This is a genomic window from Neptunomonas phycophila (assembly GCF_001922575.1).
GTDB lineage: Bacteria > Pseudomonadota > Gammaproteobacteria > Pseudomonadales > Balneatricaceae > Neptunomonas > Neptunomonas phycophila.
Map to the genome: position 1 here is coordinate 1,053,306 of NZ_MRCI01000001.1, position 24,879 is coordinate 1,078,184.

Sequence of the window (24,879 nt, forward strand, 5' to 3'; positions counted from 1 at the left end):
AATGGAGCTAAGAGCGGCATGAGGCCTTTCTTTGTCAGTGTACGATGGAAAATATTGCTTCCTTTACTCGTGTCGCTGCTCATTACACATATTAGTATCTTTTGGTATGCAGACTACTCCTTAGTCTCTCAGTATGAATCAGCACGCCATGAACTCAATACACGTAATCTAAAAGCTTTAGATGGCTCATTGACGACGTCCTATTTAAAACAATTGGAGCTTGCTCAAACAATAGCGCTGGTCGTTGATCAAGAGCCTGGTAGCAGCCATCTATCGTTAGTTCAAAAGATGATGGATCGTCGCTTTCCCTATTTTGAATCCATGGGGATGCTTGAGAATGCGGCTTTATACTCCACTCAAGGAAAGATGCTGTTCCGTTGGGGGGATGTGGATTACAAATTAGATAACCTTGTCGGGTCGGCTCTTCAGTATGAGTATCCAGTGCGCCAGTTACAGTGTGTTAAGTTATGCCGTCGTCAGTTAGCTATTCCCTTGCTTAATGAAGGCCACGTGTCTGGTGTGCTAGTTGTTGGGCGAGCAATTCATGACATGGTGGTGGATTTTAAACAGCTGACGGGCGTAGATATTGGCGTCGCAAAGTTTAGTCAGGATAATTGGCAAGATGTATCGGCTTGGTCGATGGACTTTTCTCAATTAACTCAGCGTAATAGAAACCTACAGGTGCTCAATGCCTTAAGTGAGAAAGAACCGGACTTTCACTTTGATGAGCTTTATCAGTTAGAGGCTTTTGATCAGAAGTATGAGGTTTTTTTAACCTCTCCTGGGCGCTTTGATTCGGATGATTCTATCTGGGTGTTAATTGCCGATGCGACTGAGCGCTTTGATGCACTGGAAACCTATCGCCGTATTTTAGGTGTTTCCTTACTTATTAGTTTTCTTGGGCTTTCCATTGTTGCGTATGTTTTGTCGGTTAGGGTGCGTCAGCGTGCGTTAGCTATTCAGGAGGTAGGTTCAGGCGTTTATCAAGGTGAGCAAAATGAGATGTTTGCCGATGAGTTTAATTTGGCAACGGCCAGCTTAGCTGATTTGAAACTACAAGTGAGTCAATTATCCAGTGAAGAACGAGTGCTGGACGATCGTCTCGAAAAAGCGCTCCATGCGCTAAACCTCGAACGTGAACTTATCTCAGCGTTATTTGATACGTCAAAAAGTATCCTGCTTATTCAAAATATGGATGGCATGATCCTATCCGGTAATGCGTGCGCTGAATCTATTTTTGGCAGCCGTATTAACGATAAAGAACTAGCTTTTTCCTCTTTATTTTCAGATGACCCCCTAAGCCGACAAGCAGAGGACAGCTTGCAGCGTTTATATATGGGGCTGCAGCGGATGTCACGATTTGATACAAAATCGCATGACGAACATGGTTCTTTGCATTACTTGACATGGATTAATACCGCCATTGATACAAGCCATGATGTTTCAATAGTAGTGTCGTTAGCGATCGATGTTACGGATAAGAAAAAAGCGGAAGAGCGCTTAGCATGGCTGGCGTTTACGGATCCGGTCAGTGCACTAGAAAACCGAGATATGTTTTTAGATAAGTTACCTCAGGCAATGGATAAAGTGGTTCAAGATGGACGCATTTTGGCCATGCTGTGTCTGGATATTGATGATTTCGAAAAGCTGCAAAAACAATATAACCATGTCGACCAAGAAACGTTGTTGAATGGAGTAACATCACGTATCCATAGTTGTTTGCGCGATGATGACATGTTGGCGCGATTTAGTGATGATCTTTATATGATTGTATTACGAGGAATGAAGGATCATAAGAATGCTGATCTTGTCGCTCAAAAACTTATACAGGCATTCAAAGAACCGTTCCTTGTTAATGAGGAAACTATCTATCTGGCGATTAACATTGGGGTAAGCTATTTCCCTGACCATGCTGATGATGTTGCGGGTTTTGTGAACGCAGCAGAATCAGCCATGTTTCTATCCCGGCAATCATCAAAAAATCATTATTTAGTCTTTTCACCGGGTGTGGAAGAGCGGTTACAAACTCCCGAATTGGAAACGTTGACCAGTGTGCTTCAAAGGGGGTTGCTCGATGTCAGTTATCAGCCCGTTATTGATATGCGCAATGGGCGGGTGTTAGGAGCAACAGCTGGACTTTGCTGGAAGGAAGCAACGCCCTCTGGTGACGAGCGGCTTCGCACATTCTATGAGGACACGAGCAATCATTCGCGTATGAATGAGTTCCTGATTAATGAGTCTCTGTCACATTTTAGTGAGTGGCGTTTTGATCATCATCGAGCGTTGCAATTGTTTTTGCCCGTCAGAGTGCGTAGTAGTCAGGTGAATGAGTTGTTTGAGCAAATTCAAACAGCACTCGTCCAGTATAAAACATTAATGGGGCTCGTTGTCATTGAGTTTCAAAGCGATGATGTTTTAAGAGCTGAAGCGGGTTCTGAAGATTTAATGCAACGCTTGAAAGACTTAGGAGTGCAGGTAGCTATTAACACGAATGACAAAGTCAGACCTGCTTTATACCTCGCTCATACATTGCCCCATGATTATATTAAGCTCCCAATACATGCCATGCTTGATTCGGATGAAGAGAATAAAGCCTTGATAAAAAGCGTGGTGCGCATTAGCAAAGAGCTACAAATCGACTGTATTGCACATGGTATTCAAACCGCCGACCAGACCGCCAGGTTATTGAATGGCGGCTGCGCATTTGGCGTTGGCCGTTATTATGCTTCGCCGATGAGAGAGTCAGAGTTCATCGGCTTTATCGAGAATGTTGAAATGCTTGAGTGGCCTAAATCTTAATTAATGAGCCAACTCTAAAATAACAGCACGCTCTCGAGCATATTCGAAGTCTTTACCTTCGGATTCTGCTAGGTAGCGTTTCTCGTCCAGTAGCTGGAACTTATCAATTTCTTCATCAGGCATGTAGTGAAGACAGTCCCCTCCAAAGTACCACAGCAGATCGCGTGGGATGATAGGCACTAGCTCAGGATAGTTACGAATCCATCGCGTCAGCAAGGCTTGACCTTGCTCTAAGACGTCTTCAGATTGTTGCTCGATCGCTTCGATCAGAGCGGTGAACTGCTCAAGAAATGATCGCTCGTCCTCGCCTAACTCTTGGCTTGCAAAGGGCATGAATTGGATGACGTGGTTGTAAGTTTGCTTTAATAAATCGATATGGAATGAAACGTAGCTGTTACTCATCACGGATAACTCTGTTGTTCGCTCTAAAGTCTTAGTTTAACTGATAGAATACAAACCGCATAAAGATAACGATATTGAATATAGGTGAGCACTTTATGACTACCGCACTCTCAATCAGAGACTTGCGTAAAACTTATGGCAATCAATTTGAAGCGCTTAAGGGTATTACTCTGGATGTAAAGCAAGGAGACTTCTTTGCATTGCTTGGACCTAATGGGGCTGGAAAGTCTACAACGTTGAGCATTGTATCCTCATTAGTTAACAAAACGAGCGGTTCAGTATCTATTTTTGGCCATGATATAGAAACAGACTTGGCGGCTGCTAAACGAAGCTTAGGTGTAGTGCCCCAAGAGTTTAATTTTAATATGTTTGAAAAAGTAGGTGATATCGTTCAAACCCAAGCTGGGTATTACGGTATACCTCCTAAACTGGCAGCTCAGCGTGCTGAAAAATATCTGCGACAGCTAGGTTTGTGGGATAAACGTAATGATCGTGCCCGTATGCTTTCTGGTGGTATGAAGCGACGCCTGATGATTGCGCGTGCATTGGTGCATGAGCCTAAGTTACTTATTCTTGATGAGCCGACAGCCGGCGTTGATATTGAGTTAAGACGTTCTATGTGGGGCTTTTTACAAGAGCTCAATGCTTCTGGAACGACGATTATTTTAACGACACATTATCTGGAAGAAGCAGAGAGTTTGTGTCGTAACATAGCGATCATTGATCATGGCACTATTGTTCACAACACATCCATGAAGTCGCTATTACAACAGCTAAATAAAGAGACGTTTATCTTAGATTTGACCGCTGACCTAGAAAAGGCCCCACAAGTTGATGGTTATAAACTGAGTTTGTCGGATGCGCATACTTTGGTAGTCGAAGTCACCAAAGGTGCAGGTTTGACATCGTTATTTACCCAGCTTGCGTCTGAAGGGATAGAGGTGTCTAGTATGCGAAATCAATCTAATCGTTTAGAGGAATTATTTGTTTCTATGGTCGAGAAGAATTTAGGACAGGAGCCAGCATGAGTGTCGTTGAATTATGGGTGGCGTTCTATACCATCGTATCTAAAGAAATTCGTCGCTTTACACGTATATGGGCACAGACGTTATTGCCACCCGCTATTACCATGACATTGTACTTTATAATTTTTGGTAACCTCATTGGTGAGCGAATAGGTGAAATGGATGGCTTCAACTACATGGAGTTTATTGTGCCTGGGCTTATTATGATGTCCGTTATTACCAATAGTTACGGTAATGTTGTGTCCTCATTCTTCAGTACAAAGTTTCAACGAAACATAGAAGAAATGTTAGTGTCGCCGATGCCGAACTGGGTTATTTTGTCTGGCTATGTGGTGGGAGGCGTTGCTAGGGGGCTTGCTGTAGGCTTTATAGTGACTTTGTTATCGTTATTTTTTACTCACCTGCAGATTCATAATGTATGGATTACTATTGGAACCGTTGCACTAACGGCTGTGTTGTTTTCCTTGGGAGGTTTCATTAATGCCGTGTTTGCAAACTCGTTTGATGATATTTCCATTATCCCTACATTTATTCTAACGCCGCTAACGTATTTAGGGGGCGTATTTTATTCGATTCAATTGTTACCGGATTTTTGGCAGGGCGTGTCCCAGCTTAATCCTATTTTGTACATGGTAAATACGTTTCGTTACGGAATTTTAGGTACGAGTGATATCCATGTAGGTTTTGCCTTTAGTATGATAGTGCTATTTAATGTTGTGCTTTTTTTCGTCGCATTACGTTTGTTAAATAGTGGTAGAGGAATCCGCAGCTAATGAATGAAGAGCAGGTACTTGAAGCATCGCCGTTAGGCAGTGAAACAGCTTATATCAATCAATATGATCCATCCGTTTTATTTCCAATTGAGCGCGACCTTAATTGGCAAAAACGAGGAATTGATAGGCATGAACTTCCATTCCAAGGCGTTGATTTCTGGAACGGTTATGAAATCTCTTGGCTCAACCTAAAAGGTAAGCCAATTGCACGGATTGCTGTATTTACGATTCCTGCGAAGTCCTCGCACATTATTGAATCAAAGTCGTTTAAGCTTTACCTCAACTCATTCAATTTGAGCCGTTTTAAAGATGAGAAAGCCGTCATTGACGCGATGGAATTAGACTTATCCTCGGCCGCGGGCGGTGCAGTAAAAGTTGAGCTGTTCCACCCAGATACGTTTGTTCAGCCGACGTCCTTCACAGGCGAGTGCTTGGATGATCTCGACATTACTGTTGAGCACTATGAGCCAAATGCCGAGTTGCTATCAAAAGGAACGGGCCAAGTAAGCGAGACACTTTATAGTCACTTATTGAAGTCTAATTGCCCAGTAACTGGGCAGCCCGACTGGGCAAGTATTCAGATAGCGTACACAGGTACAAAAATAGAGCATGAGGGCTTACTCAAATACCTTATTTCTTACCGCGAGCATGGTGATTTTCATGAGCAGTGTGTAGAAAATATTTTTATGGATATTTGGGAGCAATGCCAGCCTTCGGCTTTAACCGTTTATGCGCGTTATGTTAGAAGAGGTGGTTTAGATATTAACCCCTATCGTAGTTCCGAAGCCGATGTACCATCTAATATTCGTTTAAATCGGCAGTAACAGTAAAAAGGAAATATTATGGATGCTTTAGAGTTACTTCATAAGCGTGTATCAGCCCCTGTGCTTATGGAGCCCGGCCCAAATGCAGAGCAGCTTGACTCAATGTTGTTGGCTGCTCAACGTGCTCCAGATCATGGCGAATTGAAGCCATGGAGGTTTATGTTGGTTGAGGGAGAAGCTCGCCATGCTCTCGGTGATTTGTACGTTAAAGCAGGAAAAGCCGCTAATGCGATGATCGATGATGAGAAAGTGGTTAAATTACAAAAAATGCCTCTAAGAGCGCCGACGATTTTAGTGGCAATTGCTGTGACACAAGAGCATCCCAAAGTCCCGGAAGTTGAGCAAATAATAACGGCAGGTTGTGCTGCACAAAGTGTAATACAAGCCGCGTATGCTATGGGGCTGGGTGCAATGTGGCGCACGGGTGAAATGGCTTTTGATCCCACTGTGAAGGCTGGACTTGGATTGCAATCCCATGAGCATATTGTTGGCTTTATATATTTGGGTACAACCAAGCGCTTTAGGGAAGCAGATTTATCGTTAGACCGTGAGAAACTAAGCGTTTGGGGGGCCTAACGTTATTCTCTTATCTACGTTGGAATGACTGAATTGCTGAGTATCAACATCCAGTCATTTCATCAAACTTACTGATTATTCACTGGTTATCTCAAGCGACTCGATGATAATTGGCTTGACTGGAACATCTCTGTACGATGATTTTGTCGTTGTTTTAGTTGCTGCAATCTTGTCAACAACCTCCATACCTTCCACTACACGTCCGAAAACTGTATAGCCTGGGCGTGGCCCCATCGCGTCCAAATTTAAATTATCAACGACATTGATAAAAAACTGCGCTGTAGCACTATCTGGGTCACGCGTCCGTGCCATTGCAATAGTTCCACGCTTGTTACTTACACCATTGGTAGACTCATTTTTTACTGGCGCTTTCGTTTGTTTTCGTTCCATATCAACCGTAAAACCACCACCTTGGATCATAAAGCCGCTGATAACACGATGGAACTGTGTGCCGCTGTAAAAGCCATCCTTTACGTAGTTCAAAAAGTTATGAACGGTAAGCGGCGCTTCTTCTTCAAAAAGTTCGATTGTGATGTCGCCTTGGCTCGTTTTCATCATGACGTGCTGTTCAGCAAGCGCCAAGCTTGAGGCCGCCATGAAAGCTGCTGCTACCGCGGTGTTTTTGATCAATTGATAAAATGGAGCTTTCGATAGCTGCATATAATCATCCTTTTCGCTATGGCCAGACTTGGGCCAAGTTTAATTTTTTTTTTAGACTACACTGTAAAGCGTACCCATGATAAGTGATGCGATCATAATCAATTAATTTGATGACGAACAGCACTTAGCGGCGACTTATACTTGAATATTAAGCAAGTAAAAGGGGTAGATATGGAAGATTGAGATTAAAGGGTTCTTTAGATTGATTACCTTACGCCGATAATACATGGATAACAAAAACAATGACTTGTAATTGACGATTACCTAGGGACCCAAGAATGCATTCGATAAAACTCAAGCAAAAGATGCTGTTACTAACGATTATCCCGTTAGTTGTTTCAATTGTCGCTGTGATGCTGGTAGTGCAAGCGAAACTTGCCGAGTTAGGTGAAAAAGAAATTTCCACCATAAACGCTGAGCTCATAGCCTTAAAAGAAGAGTCGCTCAAAGGATTTATTGAATTAGCTGTCTCAACCGTCCAGCCTATTTTGGATAATGCCCGTGAAATCGGTGATGCCGAAGCTAGAAAGCAAGCTGCAGATATACTCAGGACGATGAGATACGGGGAAGCAAACGATGGCTATATCTTTGTATATAGTTATGACGGTGTAAATGTTGTTAATGGGCCAAAGCAGACGTTAGAAGGTAAAAACTTAATTGATCTGAAGGACCCTGATGGCGTACCAATTATTAAAGAACTGATAAGCGCCGCCAAATCAGGAGGAGGCTATGTTAATTATAAATGGGCTAAGCCTTCAAAAGAAATGGACGTAGCAAAGCTCAGTTACGCAGATTCAATAGACGAATTTAAGTGGATGATTGGCACAGGCTTTTATATAGACGACATCGAAGATAAATTGGCGGTTACACAGAAAAAAGTCAATGCTGATATTCAAAACACCATGTTAATCATTGCGGCTTTAGGGGCCTTATTATTAGTTGTGTTTGTTTTAATTGCTTTGTGGATGTCTTCTAAAATTACTCGTCCACTGCGTGATGTTGCTGAGGCTTTAGCAGATATTAGTGCTGGCGAGGGAGACTTAACCCGTCGATTAACCGTTTCCACTGGTGATGAAGTAGGGTTAGTGGCTACAGGCTTTAATAACTTTGCCGACAAAATTCAGCATTTGGTCGTGGACCTGAAAAAAAGCATTCAGGAATTGTCGCGATCTACCGAACAGATGAATCAGGTAGTGAAAAAAACTAACGCTGATGTGCAGCGTCAGCGTCACGAAACGACGCAAACGGCGGCGGCAGTGCATGAAATGGCTGCTACCGCACAAGAAGTGGCGTCTAATGCCGGAGGGGCGGCGTCAGCAGCAGATCAGGCTGATCATGCGACAAGCGACGGTCAAAAAGAAGTTGAAGCGACGATAAGTGCATTGCAGCAGTTGTACCAAGATGTAAATCGATCTTCAGAAGTTATCTCACGTTTGGATGATGATGCCGACAAAATAGGCTCTGTCGTTAACGTTATTAAAGAAATAGCCGACCAGACAAACCTGTTAGCATTAAACGCTGCTATTGAAGCTGCGCGAGCAGGCGAATATGGGCGAGGCTTTTCAGTTGTTGCGGATGAAGTGCGTACTTTAGCAAACCGCACACAAGAAAGTACGCAGGAAATCCAAATGATGATCGAGCGTTTGCTAACAGGCGCCCGTGAAGCGGTCAGTGTGATGGAAACTAGCCGCAGCCAAGGAGAGACGACGGTGGAGCGTGCTGCTAAAGCAAGTGAATCACTGGGGGTCATTACCGCGTCAGTAAGCACGATTAACAACATGAACATGCAAATAGCCAGTGCAGCTGAGGAGCAAACAGCTGTAGCCGACGAAATCAGCAGTAGTGTTCAACAGATAGCGGATATTGCGGAGCACTCAGCGAAAAATGCGGATAATCTCGAAGCGACAACCAATGAAATGAGCCGTTTAGAGAAACGACTCCAATCATTGGTAGGGCACTTTAAAGTGTAAGGCCTGTTGGTGGATTAATCTAAGTAAAGCCGGCGCTTGTAGTTGCATGCGCCGGCTTTTTTATGCGACTCTTTCAGGCTGACTTGTCGTCTGAATTAAGGATTTTTTATGAGAATGCAGTGGGCTAAACTTTTGACCACACAGCGCTATGGGCATGAGCACCAAGAGTATTCAGAAGCGGGGCGCAGTCATTTCCATAAAGACCATGATCGAATTGTTTTTTCCAGTGCGTTTAGACGGCTTGGTCGTAAAACACAAGTCCACCCACTAGCATTGAATGATCATATACATACACGCCTTACCCATTCGATAGAAGTTGGCAGTGTTGGTCGCAGTTTAGGAATTCGTGTTGGCGAATGGCTAAGTGATCAATTGCCTGAGTGGGCTACGCCTGATGATATCGGTATGATCGTCCAATCTGCATGCTTGGCTCATGATATTGGGAATCCTCCCTTTGGTCATGCGGGTGAATATGCGATTCGTGATTGGTTTAAACGAGCTGGGCAAGCAGATTTTTTAAAGCCGCTGTCAGCTTTTGAGCGCCTAGATTTAGAAACGTTTGAAGGTAATGCTCAAGGTTTTAGGGTAGTCACCTGTATCGAGAACCACCTTTATGACGGAGGGCTGCGCCTGACGTACCCCACGTTAGGTACATTGTTAAAATACCCATGGACTGCGGAGCGAGCGACTAAAAAAGGGAAATTTAGCGCCTATCTAACAGAGATCCCGATGTTGGATAAGTTGGGTGACGCATTGGGCTTAGTGCCCTTGGGTGAGCATTGGTGGTCTAGGCACCCACTCGCTTATTTAATGGAGGCGGCAGATGATATTTGTTATGCCGTTCTCGATCTGGAAGATGCCATAGAGCTTAATATTCTGAGCTTTGAAACGGTTAAACCAATCCTGCTGCAGCTATGTGGTGACCAGTCTTTTGATGATGATATTTTCAATAGTGCGGCATCGGCGCGCCGTAAGATCTCGGCGTTGCGGGGCAAAGCGATGGAAAGCATGCTCGATTCTGCTTTGCAGGCGTTTGTTAAGCATTACGATGAGATCATGGAAGGTAAGTATCAAGGGGAGTTACTCGCTGATGGCGCTGTGCATGTTAAAGATGGCCTGCAAGCGGCTAAGCATCTAGCGAAGACACGAGTATTTCCAGACACGCGTAAAACGGAGCTTGAGGTGGGGGCATACAGTTCATTGGGCGTTTTGTTGGATGCATTTTGTCATGCTGTTTTTGAGCAGTACCAACAAGGTGGGACCGATAATTTAAGTTACCGAAGTGAAAAAATCATAAGTTTGATGGGCATTCATGCCCCCGAACCCGATTGGTCGTTGTATCATGCCTATATGCGTGCTTTGGATTTTATAAGTGGTATGACGGATAACTACGCCGCCTATCTTGGTCGTCAGATTGGTGGCTTATCCTCATCTTCGTAAGATTAATAACCGACTAAAAGTAGTGTGAATTTTTATGCCATCGTTACAAGATCAATTAAGTCGTCTGGTTTACTCAACTGAGGGCGGAGATACCTGTTCAGATTGTCGTCAACCAAAGAGCGAATGCCAGTGCCAAGATTTGGCGGATGACCAGCGCCTGGCAAGTTTAGATGGAATTGTACGTATCCGCCGAGAAACGTCAGGCCGAAAAGGGAAAGGGGTTACCACTATTACTGGGGTGCCCGTGGCAGAGGCTCAGTTAAAAAAATTAACTAAGCAGCTAAAACAGCAATGTGGTACTGGCGGGTCACTCAAGGATGGCGTTATAGAAATCCAAGGTGATCATCGGGAGAAAATTAAAGGGCTGTTAGAAACACAGGGATTTACTGTAAAACTGGCAGGAGGCTAGTAGATTGAGTAAAAGGGACTGTAAACAATGTCGTCAATTACGCTGGGTTGCTATGTTTTTCTGCATTGTAGCCGTGGTTATTTTGATGATGCTAGGGAAAAGCCAAGCGGGTATTTATAAATATACTGATGCAAATGGTAAAAAAGTTTATGTAGGCAGTTTGAGTCAAGTCCCTCAAGCTTATCGTGATCAAATAGTCGAGCAGGTACCTACGGATGCAGTGAGTAATGTGTCGCAGTTTTCTGATAAAAATCGTTCTGCAGGCTCATTACTAAAGAAAAACAGAGATGAGCGTCGAATGTTAAGGGCGCTAGAGCAAATGGAAACTCCAGTTAAAATTGCTAACAACCAAGTGCTGGTTCCGGTGACTGTGACATATCATGGCTACTCTGCTCAAGTGACAATGCTGATGGATACAGGGGCTAGCGGTACGGTTTTTCATCATGATGCCCTAGAGAAGTTAGAACCGAAAAAGCAGGAAGCAGGCTATGCCCGTGTGGCGGGTGGTGGCATTATTAAGTTAAGTACCATAGCGTTCGATAGTATTAAAATAGGCCCGTATAAAGCGCGTAATTTAAACGCTTATGTGATGCAGAATAAGAATGTAGGCGGTGGGTTTGATGGATTATTGGGGATGGACTTTTTAATGAATGTTGAATACGAATTGGACAAGGCTCGGCAAGTTATTATTTGGAACCCCAAAAAATACCACCAACTTAAGAAATCAATAACAGAGGTATCAGAGTTAAACGATACCTCTGCTAAAAAGTAGCAAATATCAAAAACAGCTCTAGCTAGATCTAAAAACTGGCAGCGGCCTCACGCTCAGCTAATTTAAGATCGAGTGTTGCTTTCAAAAGTTTGAATAATCGAATAGACGCATCAATCTCGTCTTTGCGGTTGGTTAAGCTTTCGATATTTAGGCCTAATGGAACACCCAATGGTAAGCAGGCTTCAACAATTTGCTCTAAGCTGTTGCGGCATATTTTGATAGATTCCGATAAAGGGCTATGAGCATTCATGATCCGTATTTTGGTCGCTTCTGGTACTGAAATACCCAGCCATTCCATAAACTCAAGTGTTTTTAAACTACCGCAAGGCGTAAACGTTAATACAATTCGCTTAGGCTCAATCTGCTTGTCACGGCATTCAACGGCATATCGTGAAAGGAGGTCGATAGTGGCTTGAGCGTTATATACCGCTTGAGTGACAAAAAAATCGCAACCTTGCTCACTCTTGGTCATGAGGCGGTGGTGTTCGTCGCCTTTGTTTGCATGACGTTCAGCTATTGTTACGCCTCCAAGGTTAAAGTCGAGTGGGCTTTCTTTTAACGTGCTGTATGCATCGTTCAGTGAAAGTTTCACCTGGCCAGTGGAAGAGGGCGAGCCAACCATAACAATGTCACGAATACCGTACTGATCCCAAGCTTCGTTCAACCATTGATTAAAATCGGCCTTGTCTCGTTGAGAAACGCTTTTGTAGGTAATTACTGGGTGGCCTGATTTTTCGCGAATAAGTTTTGAGTATTCGCGAGGATCATGTGTTTCCATATAAGGAAATGGGCGCGGCTTATCAATCCGGCTACTCTCATCTTGAATGTCGTATACAATTAAGCCATCAATATCTAACGCCGAGAGCCGTTCTAGTAACTTATCAGCAATTTCATCTACGCGCTCAACTGACGTATTACTCCGAGGAGGGGTGGTACCTACGAAGTAGACACCGCGGTTGTGGTCAGCAAAACGTGTTTCTAGTAACGAGCTCATAATCTAACTTCTTGATCAATTTGGGGTAATTGGTTGCTATTCTAACAGTGAAGTCTATTCATGTGATTGAAGTTTGATATGAAATCTTTAGGAGTTAAGTTGAGTTTCCTTAATAAAGCAGCATGATGTTACTTCATAGTAACGAAGTAGGCAGGTAATGAATAACAAAAAAAGCGTAAACCTAGACGTGATTAAAGAGCAGCTTACGGCCCCAGCCAGTTCTCCTCATGGAGCACCTGTTGACCAGTGGAACCCCGATTTTTGCGGAGATATAGATTTGCTTATTAAACGTAATGGCGAGTGGTTGTATCAACAAAGCCCTATTACCCGGCCTGCTATGGTTAACTTATTTGCCCGTGTTCTCTGGCTCGAGGATGGGCGTTATTATTTAAAAACGCCTGTAGAAAAAATGGGTATACAAGTAGAGGATACCCCGTTTCACGTAACGCAAATGTCCGATGTGATTGATTCTGAAGGAAATAGTGCCATTCAGTTCACGACGCTAACGGGTGATCTTGTCACATTAGATCAAGCACATCCCATACGTTTAAGGCTTGACCCTATCACTTCAGAGCCCTCACCATTAGTGCTTGTGCGTTATGGGATGGAGGCGCTGATTAGCCGTCCTGTGTTTTATGAGTTAATAGAACGGGCAAGTACCCGGCTGGTTGATGGCCAAGAGCAATTGATTATTGAAAGTGCAGGTTGCGAGTTTGTGTTAGGTGCTGTTGATAATAATGATTAGTCGCAAGGCACCAGCATCCCCTTATTAACAGCCGGTATTGTTTGGAGCTTTTTGGTCCAGCGTAAGACATGGGGAAACTCAGTAAGATCAATTAACTGCCATTCGTGACGCATAGCCCATGGATAAATGGCGAAGTCAGCGATACTGATTTCGCCTGCGACAAATTCATGTTCAGCTAACTGCGTGTTTAACACTCCCCACAGGCGTTTAGCTTCGTTGTTGTAGCGTTGCTTGGCATAAGGCACGCTTTGAGTTGCAAATCGATTGAAGTGATGAGCCTGCCCTAAGAAAGGTCCAAAACCACCCATCTGCCACATTAACCATTGCAAAACGTCCATACGCTTGGTTATATCAGTGGGTAAAAACATATCGTGTTTTTCTGCCAAGTAAATAAGTATCGCACCGGACTCAAACAGAGCAATAGGACTTCCCGTAAGAGGATTTTGATCCACAATGGCGGGGATTTTATTGTTGGGGCTAATGGCAAGAAAGTCGGGAGCGAATTGTTCGTCAGCTGTGATGTCAACTGAGTGCACTTGATAGTTTTCTTTTACGGCTTCTAACATGATGGATACCTTTCGGCCATTGGGCGTGCCCCAAGTGTATAAGTCGATCATGTGGAGGTCCTTATTGTCAGCTAACGGTGGCTAAATTGGTGGTAGATTTCGAGAAGCTCGTCTTCGGTAAAAGTAACAATAATGAGTTGCTGCCCCGGCTTAATGAGATTTGGATTCTGGCCAACCAAGCCTTGCTCATAGTTGTAAATATAGGTGGTGTTTACTTTTTCATGCAACAGTTTTCCAAGGTATGAGCTGTGTTTAGTACTCAGCACCTCGTCGGCTTCTTGTGGGATAGTGGCACTTATTTCTTGCTTAATCTGCGGTAATTTAAACCCTTTAGCAAACGTTTCTGTTAAGCCTCCTTGCATAATTCCCCAAAGGCCCTGCTCGTCCTCAGGGCTTACTGCGTGTATGTAAAAAATTCTTTTGATGTTGCTGTCAGTGTTGTCGAGTAACTCGCGTAGTTGGATTGTTTGGCCTACCGCGATAGGAGCGGTGAGTTTACGAATGTTTTGGTTATGTGTGGTTGAATCATTGTCAGCAACATTGGGCTGAAAGCGAACGGGATTGACAGCAAATGTTTGTGCGGCTGCGTCATGTGTAATGGTCAGGTTATTAATTGGCGACTCAGTTGTCAGAGTTGTTTCTACACTTGATGCCATATCATGTGTAATAGGGTTGACAGGGATTAGCAGAGCTTTTTGCTGATCAATATTAGGTAAATTAATGAGCTGGTCAGCGGTAACAAAATGCTTTGCATTGAGGGCGTCGATTGGTTGTGTGGCGGGGAGTACTAATGTGTCTAAATATTCGCGGGCTTTTTGTGCTTGGGCCTGCTCTAAAGAGGACTGCTCTTGCGCACCGGTTTGATAATTGTTGAATTGATCTGTGTCTGGCGTTACTGGTTCAACGGTATTTGGTGCATCTTCATTAGGGTTTAACAGGCTGTGGTCCAACGAAAGGATGGCTTGTTGAATGAAAGGTACATTGAGCACGTCTACACGAAAGTAGGCCAGAGCAATAATAATGACCACTAGGAAAATGGCTAACCATCGCAACATGCTTGCTCCCCTTTATTAGGATTTTTGATCTATTGATAAGACTCTAATGGACTTTGCTGGTTGAATAAAGCGTTAGAATGGGGAATAGTGAAGGTAAATAGTGCTATTAAAAGGCTCTTTTTTTGGCACTGTCTTATTTGTCAGGTTGAAGAGGTGATTACTGATGGGGCAAGATCAGAGTGCTTTTTTTGAGGCGATGCAGCATGAAGGTGTAACGCCGTTAAAACCTAAAATTAGACATCAATTGGCTAAGGCCAAAACAGATGCGGACTTATTTGATCTACGCCGCAAGTCGGCAACGCAAGGGAGTGATCAAGGGTTAACTACAGACCCAATTGATTGGCTGCATCCTTTAGACCCTATCGAGTGGTGTCGCGAAGGGGTGCAACAAGGGGTTTACCGTAATTTACGATTAGGTAAGTATCAGCTTGACGCTAGGCTTGATCTAATGAACAAAACTCCCGCACAGGCTAGAGAAGAGCTAGTGTCCTTTCTTAACGAATCAATGCGGCTGGGGATACGAACTGTGCTTATTAATCACGGTAAAGGTAAGCATGCGAGTACCATAGGCAATAAGTTAAAAAGCTATTTATGTAATTGGTTGCCGCAATTGGATTATGTGCTTTGTTTTCATTCCTGCATGCCTCAGCATGGGGGCACCGGAGCCGTTTATATCTTGCTTAAGAAAAGCGAAAGCGCCCGCCAGGCCAACCTTGAAAAGCATTCAAGACGTCGATAAATAAGATTAAGATAGGGTTATCAATATGCGAGAGCAAATTGATGAAGTACTGCAGTTCTGGTTTGGTGATTTGAAAGAAGGCTTTCCCGTTGCCGATAAGAATACATTATGGTGGGGCGGCTCGCAGGAAATCGATCAGCAGATAACGGAGCTTTTTGCTAATCGTGTTCGTCAGGCGCTGCAAGGAACTTTGGATTCTTGGAAAGAGACTCCGCGTGGCCGTCTGGCGTTAATATTATTGCTGGATCAGTTCACCCGTAATATTTATCGAGGTTCAGGTACTGCGTTTAGTGGTGATGCTCAGGCTTTGGCGATCACTCAAGAGTCAATTCAATTGGGCTACGATCAAGCGCTTGAGTTTACCGAACGTTTATTTCTTTACATGCCACTAGAACATGCCGAATCATTACCCGCTCAAGACTTGAGCGTTTCTTGTATGGCTGAGTTGACAGCACAAATCCCTGTTGATAGACGTGGAATGTTTGAAAACGTTCTAGATTTTGCAGTTCAACATCGCGATGTTATTAAGCGATTTGGACGTTTCCCGCATCGAAATCAAGCACTAGAACGAGAGTCCACGGAAGATGAGCTGGCCTATTTAAACCAATCTCATGCTCGCTGGGGGCAGTAGGTTAGTTAAATACATACTGAGAGCCATGTAATTTCGTGATTCTCTGCGTATACTGACTAAAAGATTGTATGGTTTGTGGAGGTTCTGTTGTACTCACCTCATATAAAAAGTATCTGTTGCTGGTGTTGGACGGTTTCGCTGAGTTTTTTAGTTGCTAGCATCGTAGTGTTGAGCATTTTGGAGCCTTTTGATCGGCCAGTAACCTTTGGACTAATAGTGCTGCTAGGGCTTGTTTCCATTCTTCTTATTTGGCATGTCCACAATAAAGTAAAACATTATCTTAAAGAGCGGTATAGCCTGCTGGAAGCAGACTTATCTAAAGATCCTGTTACCCGTTTGGCTGGGAAAGATGCATTAACGCTCCAATTACAAACCGAGTGTAGGCGTGCCATCCGTGAGTATTCGCCGTTATCGATCATTGGGGTTACACTGACCGAGAGCGAGCCGCCTGAGCGTGATGTAAAGCTGGTATCTATGGTGCTTAAGCAATTGCTGCATAGGCCCGGCGATATCGTATACCGCTTGGACGACACAACATTTATTTTATTATTGCCATCTACAAACGAGCGCGTCTTAGCGTTTTGCGAACGTTGTCATGGTGAATTAACTCGGGCCAATATTACGGTGAGTACCAAAGTATCTGTTTGCACTTTCCAGCCAAGCGCCGAACTAAATGACCAGCATGTCCTCGCCAAGCTCCAGCGGCTAATTGAGAGCAATCGCCGTCAAAACAAAGAAGCGATAATGTCCTTAATAGAGCAGCCAATCGATCCTTCTGTTTTGCATGATGATCTCTGACGATTTCTTAAGGTGACAACGAGCATACTCACAACCTATACAAGACTGCGCGAGCATGCCCTTCGTGGGAATGTTCGTGCTTGCTTATGGCTCACTGGCGAGGCTCAGTGGACGTTAGCATCGGCTGCTTTGATTGCTAGACAAATTCCTAATAAGTATTTGGCTGTAGTGTCTGACCGTCTGGTAGAGGCACTTAGGCCGGATGAGCCTGATACGTTTAATTCGTCAGTTGTCATCGTAAGCCCGCAACGAGCTGAGCGCTTGCTAGGTCAGGAGTTTAGCTGTGTAATATATGATTGCGTCTCTGGTGTTAATCCTGATGCTTTGGGGCAAATAAGTGGTTTGATTGCGGGGGGCGGTGTATTAATTATTTTAAGTGAGCCGCCCTCGTGCTCATTGTTCTTTGAGGATCCAGAAAAACAACGCTTAACCGTCTATCCATACACTGAGAAGGATGTGGCTAATCATTTTCTCGAGCGCTTTGCCCTGGCGTTAATGGATAACCCAGTCGTTACTCGGCATGACCAAGTACATGGACTTAGCAAGCCTTCGCTGTTCTTAAACACGCCCAGCCAGGAAAGCGAACCTGGTACAAAGGCGGGGCAATGTGCGGAGCAAGACAAATTTGTTAAGTCTGCTACCCAAGCATTGCTGGACGGACCGTGTGCAGTTGTACTTACGGCCGCGCGAGGTCGTGGTAAATCGGCCGCTATTGGCATGGTTGTAGATGAATGGTGTAAACAAAAAAATCTTCCTGTTTATATTAGCGCCCCAAATGAAAAAGCTTTGATCAGCGTATACCAGTTCGCCGAGTTAGCACGGGAAAATAAGCGCTTTCAATTTCACTTGCCAACGGATCTGGTCAAACGTTGTAATCAAGGCAGCATTGAGCCCGAAGCGCTATTGGTGATTGATGAGGCGGCAGCGGTGCCTGTGCATTTGCTGCAACACTTAGCTCAGTATTTTACACACATCATTTTTTCTACGACGACCCAAGGCTATGAAGGAAATGGACAAGGCTTCCTTTTACGCTTTGTTTCTCAGTTAGCCTGTATTCAAGAGAGCCAAGGGCAGGCCTTACATTTTTATCAGTTAAGCCAGCCCATACGTTGGTCTCCTTTTGACGGATTAGAGCCTTTTTTTAATCGGCTTTTATTAATGGACAGTAAGTCCGATCATAAAGATGACTTATCTTTGGAGGCTAATAGAGCCGCTGAATTAGCGGGTTCTGTTAGACCGAGTCATGATCATCCTACTGAGGCTTGTGTCAAAGTGTCGGCAGATTGGTTAGTAGCGAATCCACCCATACTAGATTCCTTGTTCCGCTTGCTTACCGAAGCTCACTACCGCACCACACCGGGCGATTTAAGGATTTTGCTTGATAGCCCGAATTTACACATCTGGATAACTTACCATGGTGACGAGGTGGTCGCCGCGTGTTTAGTTGCAGAAGAAGGTCCGTTGCCAGCCTCCTTGGTAACCGATATTTGGCAAGGTCGCCGAAGGCCTCGGGGGCATTTAATCCCTCAATTATTAGTGTCGCAAGTGGGCTTTAAAGAGGCCGGCACATTAAAAGTGCTGCGTATCATTCGCATCGCTACACGCGTTAGTAAACGTCGTTCCGGACATGCGAGTCAGTTAATTCAGTCCATTAAAGAGTATGCGCGCTTGCACTCGATAGATCTGTTGGGAGCAGCGTTTTCAGCCACGCCCCAGCTATTAAGGTTTTGGGAGCGGAATAATTTGCGGCCTATAAGAGTTGGGCTGCAAGCAGATCCAGTGACAGGAAGTTTTTCTCTATTGGTTGCCGAGCCTCTTTCGCCGACTGTGTTTAGCGACTATGAAGGGTGGCGGTCTTACTTTTATGCTCAGTTGGCTTTTCAACGCCAAGATTGGTTAGCCAGTATGGATCCAGAGCTTTTTCAAATGATTAGCTCTGATAAGGCAGACGCTGGTGCAGACGGCGTGTGGGATATCAGTAAAGCAGATTTTGAGCAGGCGTTGATTATAGGCTTTGCTGAGCACTTTCGGTCTTATGAAGCTACCGCATTTGTTTTGCATCGGTTACTAGAGCAGCTTTCTAAGAATAACCCTCATTTCTTGACGATAAGCACTGATGACGACGAATCGGTTAAATTGTATAAAGGGTTACTTGACCTAAGGGTGTTGCAACAAGAAACAGAAGCAGCGGTTATAAAACGCATATCCTTAACAGGGCAAAAGATGCTTATTAAAAACTTACGACAAGCGGCTGCTTGGTTGGCTAAGCTTGTGTTTTAATACGAGCCAATTTAAATAGTACGTTTACTAAAGGTGACTGATCACATGGAACGGCTTGCTCCCGATGCTGCTATTCTAAAAAAATTAGCGACTATGAAGATGCCCTTTGGAAAATATGCCGGTAGGGTGTTGGTCGATCTTCCTGAGCCTTACTTGTGTTGGTTTGAGAGAAAAGGTTTCCCTTCCGGTGAGTTAGGAATCCTTCTTCGTACTTTATACGAAATAAAAGTTAACGGACTAGAAAGTTTATTGACGCCGTTGCGAGAGCAGTAAAAGGAAAAGGCATGACCCCCGCTATCAATATCGCCAAAAAAGCCGGTATCCACTTTACAGTACACGAATACCACCATAACCCAGCAGTCGAATCTTATGGCGAGGAAGCGGCCTCAGCGTTGGGAGCGGATGTAAAGCAGGTTTTTAAAACGTTGTTGGTTGCCATGGAGGGCGACCAGAAAAAGTTAGCCGTTGCTGTGGTCCCTGTCGCAGGGCAGTTGCATTTAAAGTCTATGGCTTCGGCGCTAGGGTGTAAAAAAGTAGAAATGGCTGACCCTGCTGCCGCTCAAAGGTCTAGCGGGTATCTTGTGGGGGGGATCAGTCCTCTCGGGCAAAAAAAGAGACTACCAACCATTATTGATAGCTCATCAAATTTGTTTGAAACAATTTATGTTAGCGCAGGCCGCAGAGGTTTAGAGATAGAACTATCTCCTAGAGATTTGCACGCGCTGACATCGGCTAAGTTTGCCGATATAGGTCGATAGTTGAAAGTTAAGCATTTATGCTCATTTTAGATCGCTCAGCGGACATAAAGTTTGTCCGCTAAGCGATTAGCTCAAGCTGATTCGTTACGGGATTTATCCGGCTTTTCGTTTTACTGCAGAGCTGGTTAACGCCGTTTTTCTTCGCGTTTTATATTCAGCCGCTTCAATGCCATGCTTGTTGAGTAGCTTGTAAAAATCCGTGCGATTACGCTGAGCTATACGAGCCGCGTGCGTTACATTTCCTTCCGTAACTTGTAACACTTGAATCAAATATTTCTTCTCAAATTCAGCCCTAGCATCGTTAAACGATGGAATAACATCTTCCTGGTTCGATGTGGCATTTTTAACCAAGCCTTCAGAAATAACCGGACTCGAAGCGAGAGCAACCACTTTTTCAATAACGTTTTCCAGTTGGCGAACGTTCCCCGGCCATGCTTTTTGAGCCAAGAGGTGTAAAGCACCAGGAGAAATATTCCGCACTTTACGGTTATGCTTCTTAGCCGCAATCGCTAAAAAGTGTCTTGCTAATACAGGTATGTCTTCAGGTCTGTCATGCAGTGGTGGTAAAACAAGGTTAACCACATTTAAGCGATAGAAGAGGTCCTCACGAAACTCTTTAGACTGCATAGCTTGTTCAAGGTTACGGTGAGTCGCTGAGATAACCCGAACATTAACGGGTATATCATTCACTGCGCCAACAGGGCGGATAACACGTTCTTGTAAAACACGAAGCAGCTTAACCTGTAACTGAATGGGCATATCGCCTATTTCATCGAGAAATAGCGTGCCACCCTCAGCCGCTTTAATTAGACCCGCGTGCTCAGAAACGGCACCCGTGAATGCCCCTTTACTGTGGCCAAATAATTCGCTTTCTAATAAGTGCTCAGGTACTGCCGCGCAATTTAAAGCCACAAAGCGCTGGTTTGCTCGGGGGCTAGCCATATGTATGGCGCGAGCGAGCAGCTCTTTGCCCGTGCCGCTAGGCCCTGTGATGAGTACGCTAATATCAGACTCGGCAACACGGTGGGCTTGGTCTAGCAACTGAATCATAGATGGGCTTTTAGTGATAATACCATCACGCCAGCGCGTGTCTCGACGTCGCTCAGCTGATACTAATGCCGCTTTAACCGTGTCCAGTAATTGAACTTTATCAATTGGTTTGGTCAAGAAGCCAAAAATACCTTGTTGAGTAGCTGATACCGCTTCTGGAATAGAGCCGTGAGCTGTAATAATAATAACAGGGACTGCTGGCCATTTTTGCTGAACGTATTTGAACAGCGTCATACCGTCCATTTCATCCATTAAAAGATCAGTTATGATCAAGTCAACAGGGTTTGTTGGCAGTGTACGTAGAGCTTCTTCACCACTTCTGGCAGTAATTACCTTATAACCAGAAGCTTCGAGCCGCATGGAGAGAAGCGATAGAATACTATCATCATCATCTACCAATAGAATGCGTGTGAGTTGCGTCATTCCTTAATGTTCCTCACGTTGACGTGTTATTGCTTGCTCAATCTCAGTAAGTGCGTCGATTTGTTCCTGCAGTTTGGCAATTGTCTTTTTTGCCTCTGCATATCTTGCATTTACTACATCCTTGGATTCGAGCTGTCGTAAGTTTGCCTGAGTCTGTCTGAACCTCAGATAAAGATACCTATCTGCATAGCATGTTTTACTTGGCAGTAAGGGGAGTTGTTTAAATAACCCCAATGCTGACCTTAGTGCCGTTTTATTACTTATTTCACTACTTAGCAAGTTTGCTTGGCGCGCAGTGTCATGTTTAAAGGCTTCAATAAGTGCTTTTTTTTGTTGTTTATCAGCTAGGATAAACGTGTGTTCATCGTCGAGGAAAACATGTAAATCGTTTTCTTTTACAAAGCACCCAGCTTGTTGAGCTTGTTCGACAGGTTCTTTTGCGGGATCAGAAAGCGTTGCGCATCCCGTAAACAGTGCCAAGCTAGTAAAAGCTAGACTATATTTTATTAACATCATACAGGTTCCAATGGAATCCTTAATCGGAAAACAATACATCCTTTTGAGTTCTCGATGAGGGTTAAATCTCCACTCATCGCACTTGCCGCTTCCTTTGCAATGCTTAAACCGATACCGGTCCCTTTCATGGACCCTGTTCGACGTTTACTGCCTTGAAAGAATGGCTCAAAAATACGCTGAGTGTCATCTTCAGGGATAGGTTGTCCTGAATTACTCACATCAATAATCAGATTGTCTTTAATGGTTTTGGTTCCAATACTGATCTGGCCATTCTTGTCAGTATAATATACCGCATTTGAAATCAAATTGTTTACTACTCTTTGCAACATTGATCGATCAACTTCAATTATGGGGGCGCTTTCGGGCACGGTAACCGTGAGATCTTTTTCGGCTATTAATAATTGTAAAGAAGAGAGTGAAGACATCACCAGCTTTTGTATATTTACTTTATCTTTTTTCAGAGTGTAAGACTGTTGGAGCTGGTTATAGTCTAACAGTTGTTCAATTAATGATTGAAGGTTTAAGCTACTGTTTCTTATTAGAGACACTACGTGTGTTTGTCTATTGTTAAGTGGGCCAGGGACTTGCTCTTCAAGTAAATCGGCACCTTCTCTGATTGTGGTCAGTGGTGTTTTTAGCTCGTGAGATATGTGTTGTATGAATTGACCTTTGGCCGCTTCAAGCTCCGTTAAGTGTGTGTCTAGCCATTGCAGTTGTTCATCAAGCTGCATGATTTCAGCTGGGCCTTTTAGAGGAGTGTTGGGTAGCGGTTCACGACGTCCAATGGCTTTAATTCGAGTGATGAGTCCGGCTATTGGTTTAGAAATAATTGTCGATAGTAGCAGCATCAAAATGAGGGTGGCGAATATTAACAGACCAGTTTGGATCCACAGTGCGTTGCGAGTTAGTTTGGCGTTTTCCTGAAGTTCTGAGAAACGAACTCCCATCTCCTTTACGTTGAGTTCAGCCAATTCGCGGCTCATTAATGGTAAATCATTAATAAACTCCGAGGCTGGGTTGTTTTCTATATTGTTTAAAATTTGAGTAAATTTAACCAGCGTCGTGTTTTTTTCAGTTAAAAAAGTTTGAACTGCTAGTAAATTCCGAAACGCGTTTATTTGTTCATTAAGCCTTTCTCTTAATGTATCTGATTGCACAATTTGATATTGGTTGGCCGAGCGCACTATGTCTTCTGCACTGCGTTCTAAGAGACTACCTTGTTGGCTCATCTCAATAGCGTTCTGGGTTTGAAGGTAGCTAAGTTGCAGTTGAGCTTCGAGAACGTCACTGGTTTTATAGAGCATAAAGCCAATGGGGGTGATGATAAGTATAAACGCAATCATCACTAATCGTTTGAGGGACCGAGGTTGCCAAAATGCATTAAAGGACATTGTTAGACTTCTTTCAGGAAATAAATGAATTATGCAGTGTTTCTCCTCATAGGTTAAGCGAGCCGTGAGGCTCGCAAGGAAAAGGTAGGTCTGCCTTCAATCAGAGCTGTATTAGCGCCGTGCTACCGAGTAGGTGTTTCAGTTGGCCGGTTATCATTGATTGAGGTGCGTTGAGTTCTTGGCTGCTTATATATCCATCCTTATTTAGGTCGAGTTCAAGAAAGTTTTCTGCGAAATTTAGATCCTCCATGGCTTCAATAAAGCTAAGGCGCTGATCATTATTTCTGTCTAATTTTTTCAGTAAGTGCTTTTTTTGAGCCTGTACTTTATGAGTACCATCTTGGTCTTTTTGTGTAGAAGCATTCGCCATCATTGCGTTTGACAGACAAATATTGCTAACCAAAACCGTGCTCAACGCTACTGTGATAAAGCGCATTATTTATTCTCCTTCCGATACTACAAAAGAGTGTATCAAAAAGCGTTCCATTATTTGAAAATGTATTATAAATCAGTGGTTTATGTTTTTTGTTTTTGAGGGAAGCTGTTGTGCGTGTTTAATAGTGTATCTATATGGATACATAGGTGGTGTTGCTAGAGTCTAGTCCTTACAAATCAAGGGCTTGTGGTGTATCAAAAAAGAGACAAGCTAGATTCTAGGAATCATCTTCATAAAGTTTTGAACGGTAGCGTCATAAGTTTCAGATGAGGGATTAGTCGCGCTCATTACGCGTAACCCCCAGATACTTGCGACCAGCGTCTTGGCAAGGCCGGTGCAATTCGCACGCTTGTCTATTTCACCGTTTTGTCTTGCTTGTAAAAGCGCATCTTTGATAAGGCTTTCTATTAGGCTTAAGTAGGCGATAACTTTTTTGACTATTTCGTCATTGCGATGAGCAAGCTCTAGTAAGGTATTCACCATAAGGCAGCCTTTGCCTGTGTTGTCGTGCTTCATTTCTTCCGCTATTTTAAGGAATAGCTGTTCGATTCCATCGATTGCATTTGGAGAGGTCGTTAGGCAGGATCTGATTCGTGCTAAGCTTCGATTCGCATAAACATCAATGACTTCTAAAAACAGTCCTTTCTTACTTTTGAAGGCACCGTATAGCGAGCCAGGCTGAAGCTCAGTCGCATCAACAAGCCGGTTAATTGAAGTGGCAGAATAACCTGTGCTCCAGAAAACATGCATGGCTTTATCGAGTACTTCTTGCCTATCAAATTCAGAGGGCCTTGACATGGCTTTACCTGTATTATTCTTATAGTTTATTTTATTTATGATACAAACC

General features: G+C 43.8%; 26 protein-coding genes. 16 read left to right on the top strand and 10 right to left on the bottom strand.

What is annotated here, in order from left to right; genetic code table 11:
* Nucleotides 1-18: 18 nt before the first annotated feature.
* On the top strand, nucleotides 19-2,799 hold the full coding sequence (locus BS617_RS04770) for an EAL domain-containing protein (RefSeq protein ID WP_075171743.1): 2,781 nt from the start codon (nucleotides 19-21) through the stop codon (nucleotides 2,797-2,799).
* Here the strand turns inward: BS617_RS04770 and BS617_RS04775 are convergent, their stop codons facing one another.
* A complete protein-coding gene (locus BS617_RS04775) occupies nucleotides 2,800-3,201 on the bottom strand; it encodes a PA2817 family protein (protein WP_075171744.1) in 402 nt (133 codons plus the stop codon).
* Between the two features lie 95 nt (nucleotides 3,202-3,296).
* On the opposite strand from BS617_RS04775, the gene BS617_RS04780 reads away from it, so the two are divergent.
* From BS617_RS04780 to BS617_RS04795, 4 genes are read left to right on the top strand one after another with little or no spacing between them, the layout of a single operon-like run.
* Complete coding sequence (locus BS617_RS04780; RefSeq protein ID WP_075171745.1) at nucleotides 3,297-4,229, top strand: ABC transporter ATP-binding protein; 933 nt, start codon at nucleotides 3,297-3,299, stop codon at nucleotides 4,227-4,229.
* Nucleotides 4,226-4,999 (top strand): ABC transporter permease, encoded by a 774-nt coding sequence (locus tag BS617_RS04785; protein WP_075171746.1) that lies wholly within the window; start codon nucleotides 4,226-4,228, stop codon nucleotides 4,997-4,999. Before BS617_RS04780 ends, BS617_RS04785 begins: the two co-directional genes overlap by 4 nt.
* On the top strand, nucleotides 4,999-5,823 hold the full coding sequence (gene queF, locus BS617_RS04790) for an NADPH-dependent 7-cyano-7-deazaguanine reductase QueF (protein WP_075171747.1): 825 nt from the start codon (nucleotides 4,999-5,001) through the stop codon (nucleotides 5,821-5,823). The genes BS617_RS04785 and queF overlap by 1 nt, the downstream gene beginning before the upstream one ends.
* Nucleotides 5,824-5,841: 18 nt before the next feature.
* Nucleotides 5,842-6,399 (top strand): nitroreductase family protein, encoded by a 558-nt coding sequence (locus BS617_RS04795; RefSeq protein WP_075171748.1) that lies wholly within the window; start codon nucleotides 5,842-5,844, stop codon nucleotides 6,397-6,399.
* 75 nt (nucleotides 6,400-6,474) lie between these two features.
* Here BS617_RS04795 and BS617_RS04800 read toward each other — a convergent pair whose 3' ends face one another.
* Complete coding sequence (locus tag BS617_RS04800) at nucleotides 6,475-7,059, bottom strand: peptidylprolyl isomerase (protein WP_075171749.1); 585 nt, start codon at nucleotides 7,057-7,059, stop codon at nucleotides 6,475-6,477.
* Nucleotides 7,060-7,337: 278 nt separating this feature from the next.
* Here BS617_RS04800 and BS617_RS04805 point away from each other — a divergent pair, with 278 nt between their 5' ends.
* From BS617_RS04805 to BS617_RS04820, 4 genes are all read left to right on the top strand, one after another.
* On the top strand, nucleotides 7,338-9,029 hold the full coding sequence (locus tag BS617_RS04805) for a methyl-accepting chemotaxis protein (protein ID WP_075171750.1): 1,692 nt from the start codon (nucleotides 7,338-7,340) through the stop codon (nucleotides 9,027-9,029).
* 108 nt (nucleotides 9,030-9,137) lie between these two features.
* A complete protein-coding gene (locus BS617_RS04810) occupies nucleotides 9,138-10,469 on the top strand; it encodes a deoxyguanosinetriphosphate triphosphohydrolase (RefSeq protein ID WP_075171751.1) in 1,332 nt (443 codons plus the stop codon).
* A 34-nt stretch (nucleotides 10,470-10,503) separates the two neighbouring features.
* On the top strand, nucleotides 10,504-10,878 hold the full coding sequence (locus BS617_RS04815; RefSeq protein ID WP_075171752.1) for a translation initiation factor Sui1: 375 nt from the start codon (nucleotides 10,504-10,506) through the stop codon (nucleotides 10,876-10,878).
* Between the two features lie 4 nt (nucleotides 10,879-10,882).
* Nucleotides 10,883-11,650, top strand: a complete 768-nt coding sequence (locus tag BS617_RS04820; protein ID WP_139303131.1) for an aspartyl protease family protein — start codon at nucleotides 10,883-10,885, stop codon at nucleotides 11,648-11,650.
* A gap of 28 nt (nucleotides 11,651-11,678) precedes the next feature.
* On the opposite strand, the gene BS617_RS04825 is transcribed toward BS617_RS04820, so the two are convergent.
* Nucleotides 11,679-12,644 carry a methylenetetrahydrofolate reductase gene (locus tag BS617_RS04825; RefSeq protein WP_075171754.1) on the bottom strand — a complete coding sequence of 322 codons (966 nt, stop codon included), beginning with the start codon at nucleotides 12,642-12,644 and terminating at the stop codon, nucleotides 11,679-11,681.
* Nucleotides 12,645-12,801: 157 nt separating this feature from the next.
* Between BS617_RS04825 and BS617_RS04830 the strand changes: the two genes are divergently transcribed.
* Complete coding sequence (locus tag BS617_RS04830) at nucleotides 12,802-13,389, top strand: DUF1285 domain-containing protein (RefSeq protein ID WP_075171755.1); 588 nt, start codon at nucleotides 12,802-12,804, stop codon at nucleotides 13,387-13,389.
* Here BS617_RS04830 and BS617_RS04835 read toward each other — a convergent pair.
* Nucleotides 13,386-14,006, bottom strand: a complete 621-nt coding sequence (locus tag BS617_RS04835; protein WP_075171756.1) for a glutathione S-transferase N-terminal domain-containing protein — start codon at nucleotides 14,004-14,006, stop codon at nucleotides 13,386-13,388. The genes BS617_RS04830 and BS617_RS04835 overlap by 4 nt on opposite strands.
* Before the next feature lie 20 nt (nucleotides 14,007-14,026).
* Entirely contained in the window at nucleotides 14,027-15,010 is a 984-nt protein-coding gene (locus BS617_RS04840) for a hypothetical protein (protein ID WP_075171757.1), read from the bottom strand.
* Between the two features lie 163 nt (nucleotides 15,011-15,173).
* On the opposite strand from BS617_RS04840, the gene smrA reads away from it, so the two are divergent.
* The 6 genes from smrA to ybaK all read left to right on the top strand — a co-directional run bounded on the left by smrA (nucleotide 15,174) and on the right by ybaK (nucleotide 20,216).
* The gene (gene smrA, locus BS617_RS04845) at nucleotides 15,174-15,749 is read left to right on the top strand and encodes a DNA endonuclease SmrA (protein WP_075171758.1); all 576 of its coding nucleotides are present in this window, start codon (nucleotides 15,174-15,176) and stop codon (nucleotides 15,747-15,749) included.
* 25 nt (nucleotides 15,750-15,774) lie between these two features.
* Complete coding sequence (locus tag BS617_RS04850; RefSeq protein WP_075171759.1) at nucleotides 15,775-16,380, top strand: DUF924 family protein; 606 nt, start codon at nucleotides 15,775-15,777, stop codon at nucleotides 16,378-16,380.
* 165 nt (nucleotides 16,381-16,545) lie between these two features.
* Nucleotides 16,546-17,178, top strand: coding sequence for a nucleotidyl cyclase domain-containing protein (locus BS617_RS04855; protein ID WP_139303132.1), 633 nt, complete (start codon nucleotides 16,546-16,548; stop codon nucleotides 17,176-17,178).
* Between the two features lie 12 nt (nucleotides 17,179-17,190).
* Nucleotides 17,191-19,458, top strand: a complete 2,268-nt coding sequence (locus BS617_RS04860; RefSeq protein WP_075171761.1) for a tRNA(Met) cytidine acetyltransferase TmcA domain-containing protein — start codon at nucleotides 17,191-17,193, stop codon at nucleotides 19,456-19,458.
* A gap of 45 nt (nucleotides 19,459-19,503) precedes the next feature.
* Nucleotides 19,504-19,731, top strand: coding sequence for a DUF3820 family protein (locus BS617_RS04865; RefSeq protein ID WP_075171762.1), 228 nt, complete (start codon nucleotides 19,504-19,506; stop codon nucleotides 19,729-19,731).
* 11 nt (nucleotides 19,732-19,742) lie between these two features.
* Nucleotides 19,743-20,216, top strand: a complete 474-nt coding sequence (gene ybaK, locus BS617_RS04870) for a Cys-tRNA(Pro) deacylase (RefSeq protein ID WP_075171763.1) — start codon at nucleotides 19,743-19,745, stop codon at nucleotides 20,214-20,216.
* A gap of 93 nt (nucleotides 20,217-20,309) precedes the next feature.
* Here ybaK and BS617_RS04875 read toward each other — a convergent pair whose 3' ends face one another.
* The 5 genes from BS617_RS04875 to BS617_RS04895 all read right to left on the bottom strand — a co-directional run bounded on the left by BS617_RS04875 (nucleotide 20,310) and on the right by BS617_RS04895 (nucleotide 24,830).
* Entirely contained in the window at nucleotides 20,310-21,689 is a 1,380-nt protein-coding gene (locus tag BS617_RS04875; RefSeq protein WP_075171764.1) for a sigma 54-interacting transcriptional regulator, read from the bottom strand.
* A 3-nt stretch (nucleotides 21,690-21,692) separates the two neighbouring features.
* Complete coding sequence (locus tag BS617_RS04880; RefSeq protein ID WP_075171765.1) at nucleotides 21,693-22,205, bottom strand: hypothetical protein; 513 nt, start codon at nucleotides 22,203-22,205, stop codon at nucleotides 21,693-21,695.
* Complete coding sequence (locus tag BS617_RS04885; RefSeq protein ID WP_075171766.1) at nucleotides 22,202-23,596, bottom strand: sensor histidine kinase; 1,395 nt, start codon at nucleotides 23,594-23,596, stop codon at nucleotides 22,202-22,204. The genes BS617_RS04880 and BS617_RS04885 overlap by 4 nt, the downstream gene beginning before the upstream one ends.
* A 100-nt stretch (nucleotides 23,597-23,696) precedes the next feature.
* Nucleotides 23,697-24,032 carry an EF-hand domain-containing protein gene (locus tag BS617_RS17990; RefSeq protein WP_075171767.1) on the bottom strand — a complete coding sequence of 112 codons (336 nt, stop codon included), beginning with the start codon at nucleotides 24,030-24,032 and terminating at the stop codon, nucleotides 23,697-23,699.
* Between the two features lie 210 nt (nucleotides 24,033-24,242).
* A complete protein-coding gene (locus tag BS617_RS04895; protein WP_075171768.1) occupies nucleotides 24,243-24,830 on the bottom strand; it encodes a TetR/AcrR family transcriptional regulator in 588 nt (195 codons plus the stop codon).
* Nucleotides 24,831-24,879 lie beyond the last annotated feature (49 nt).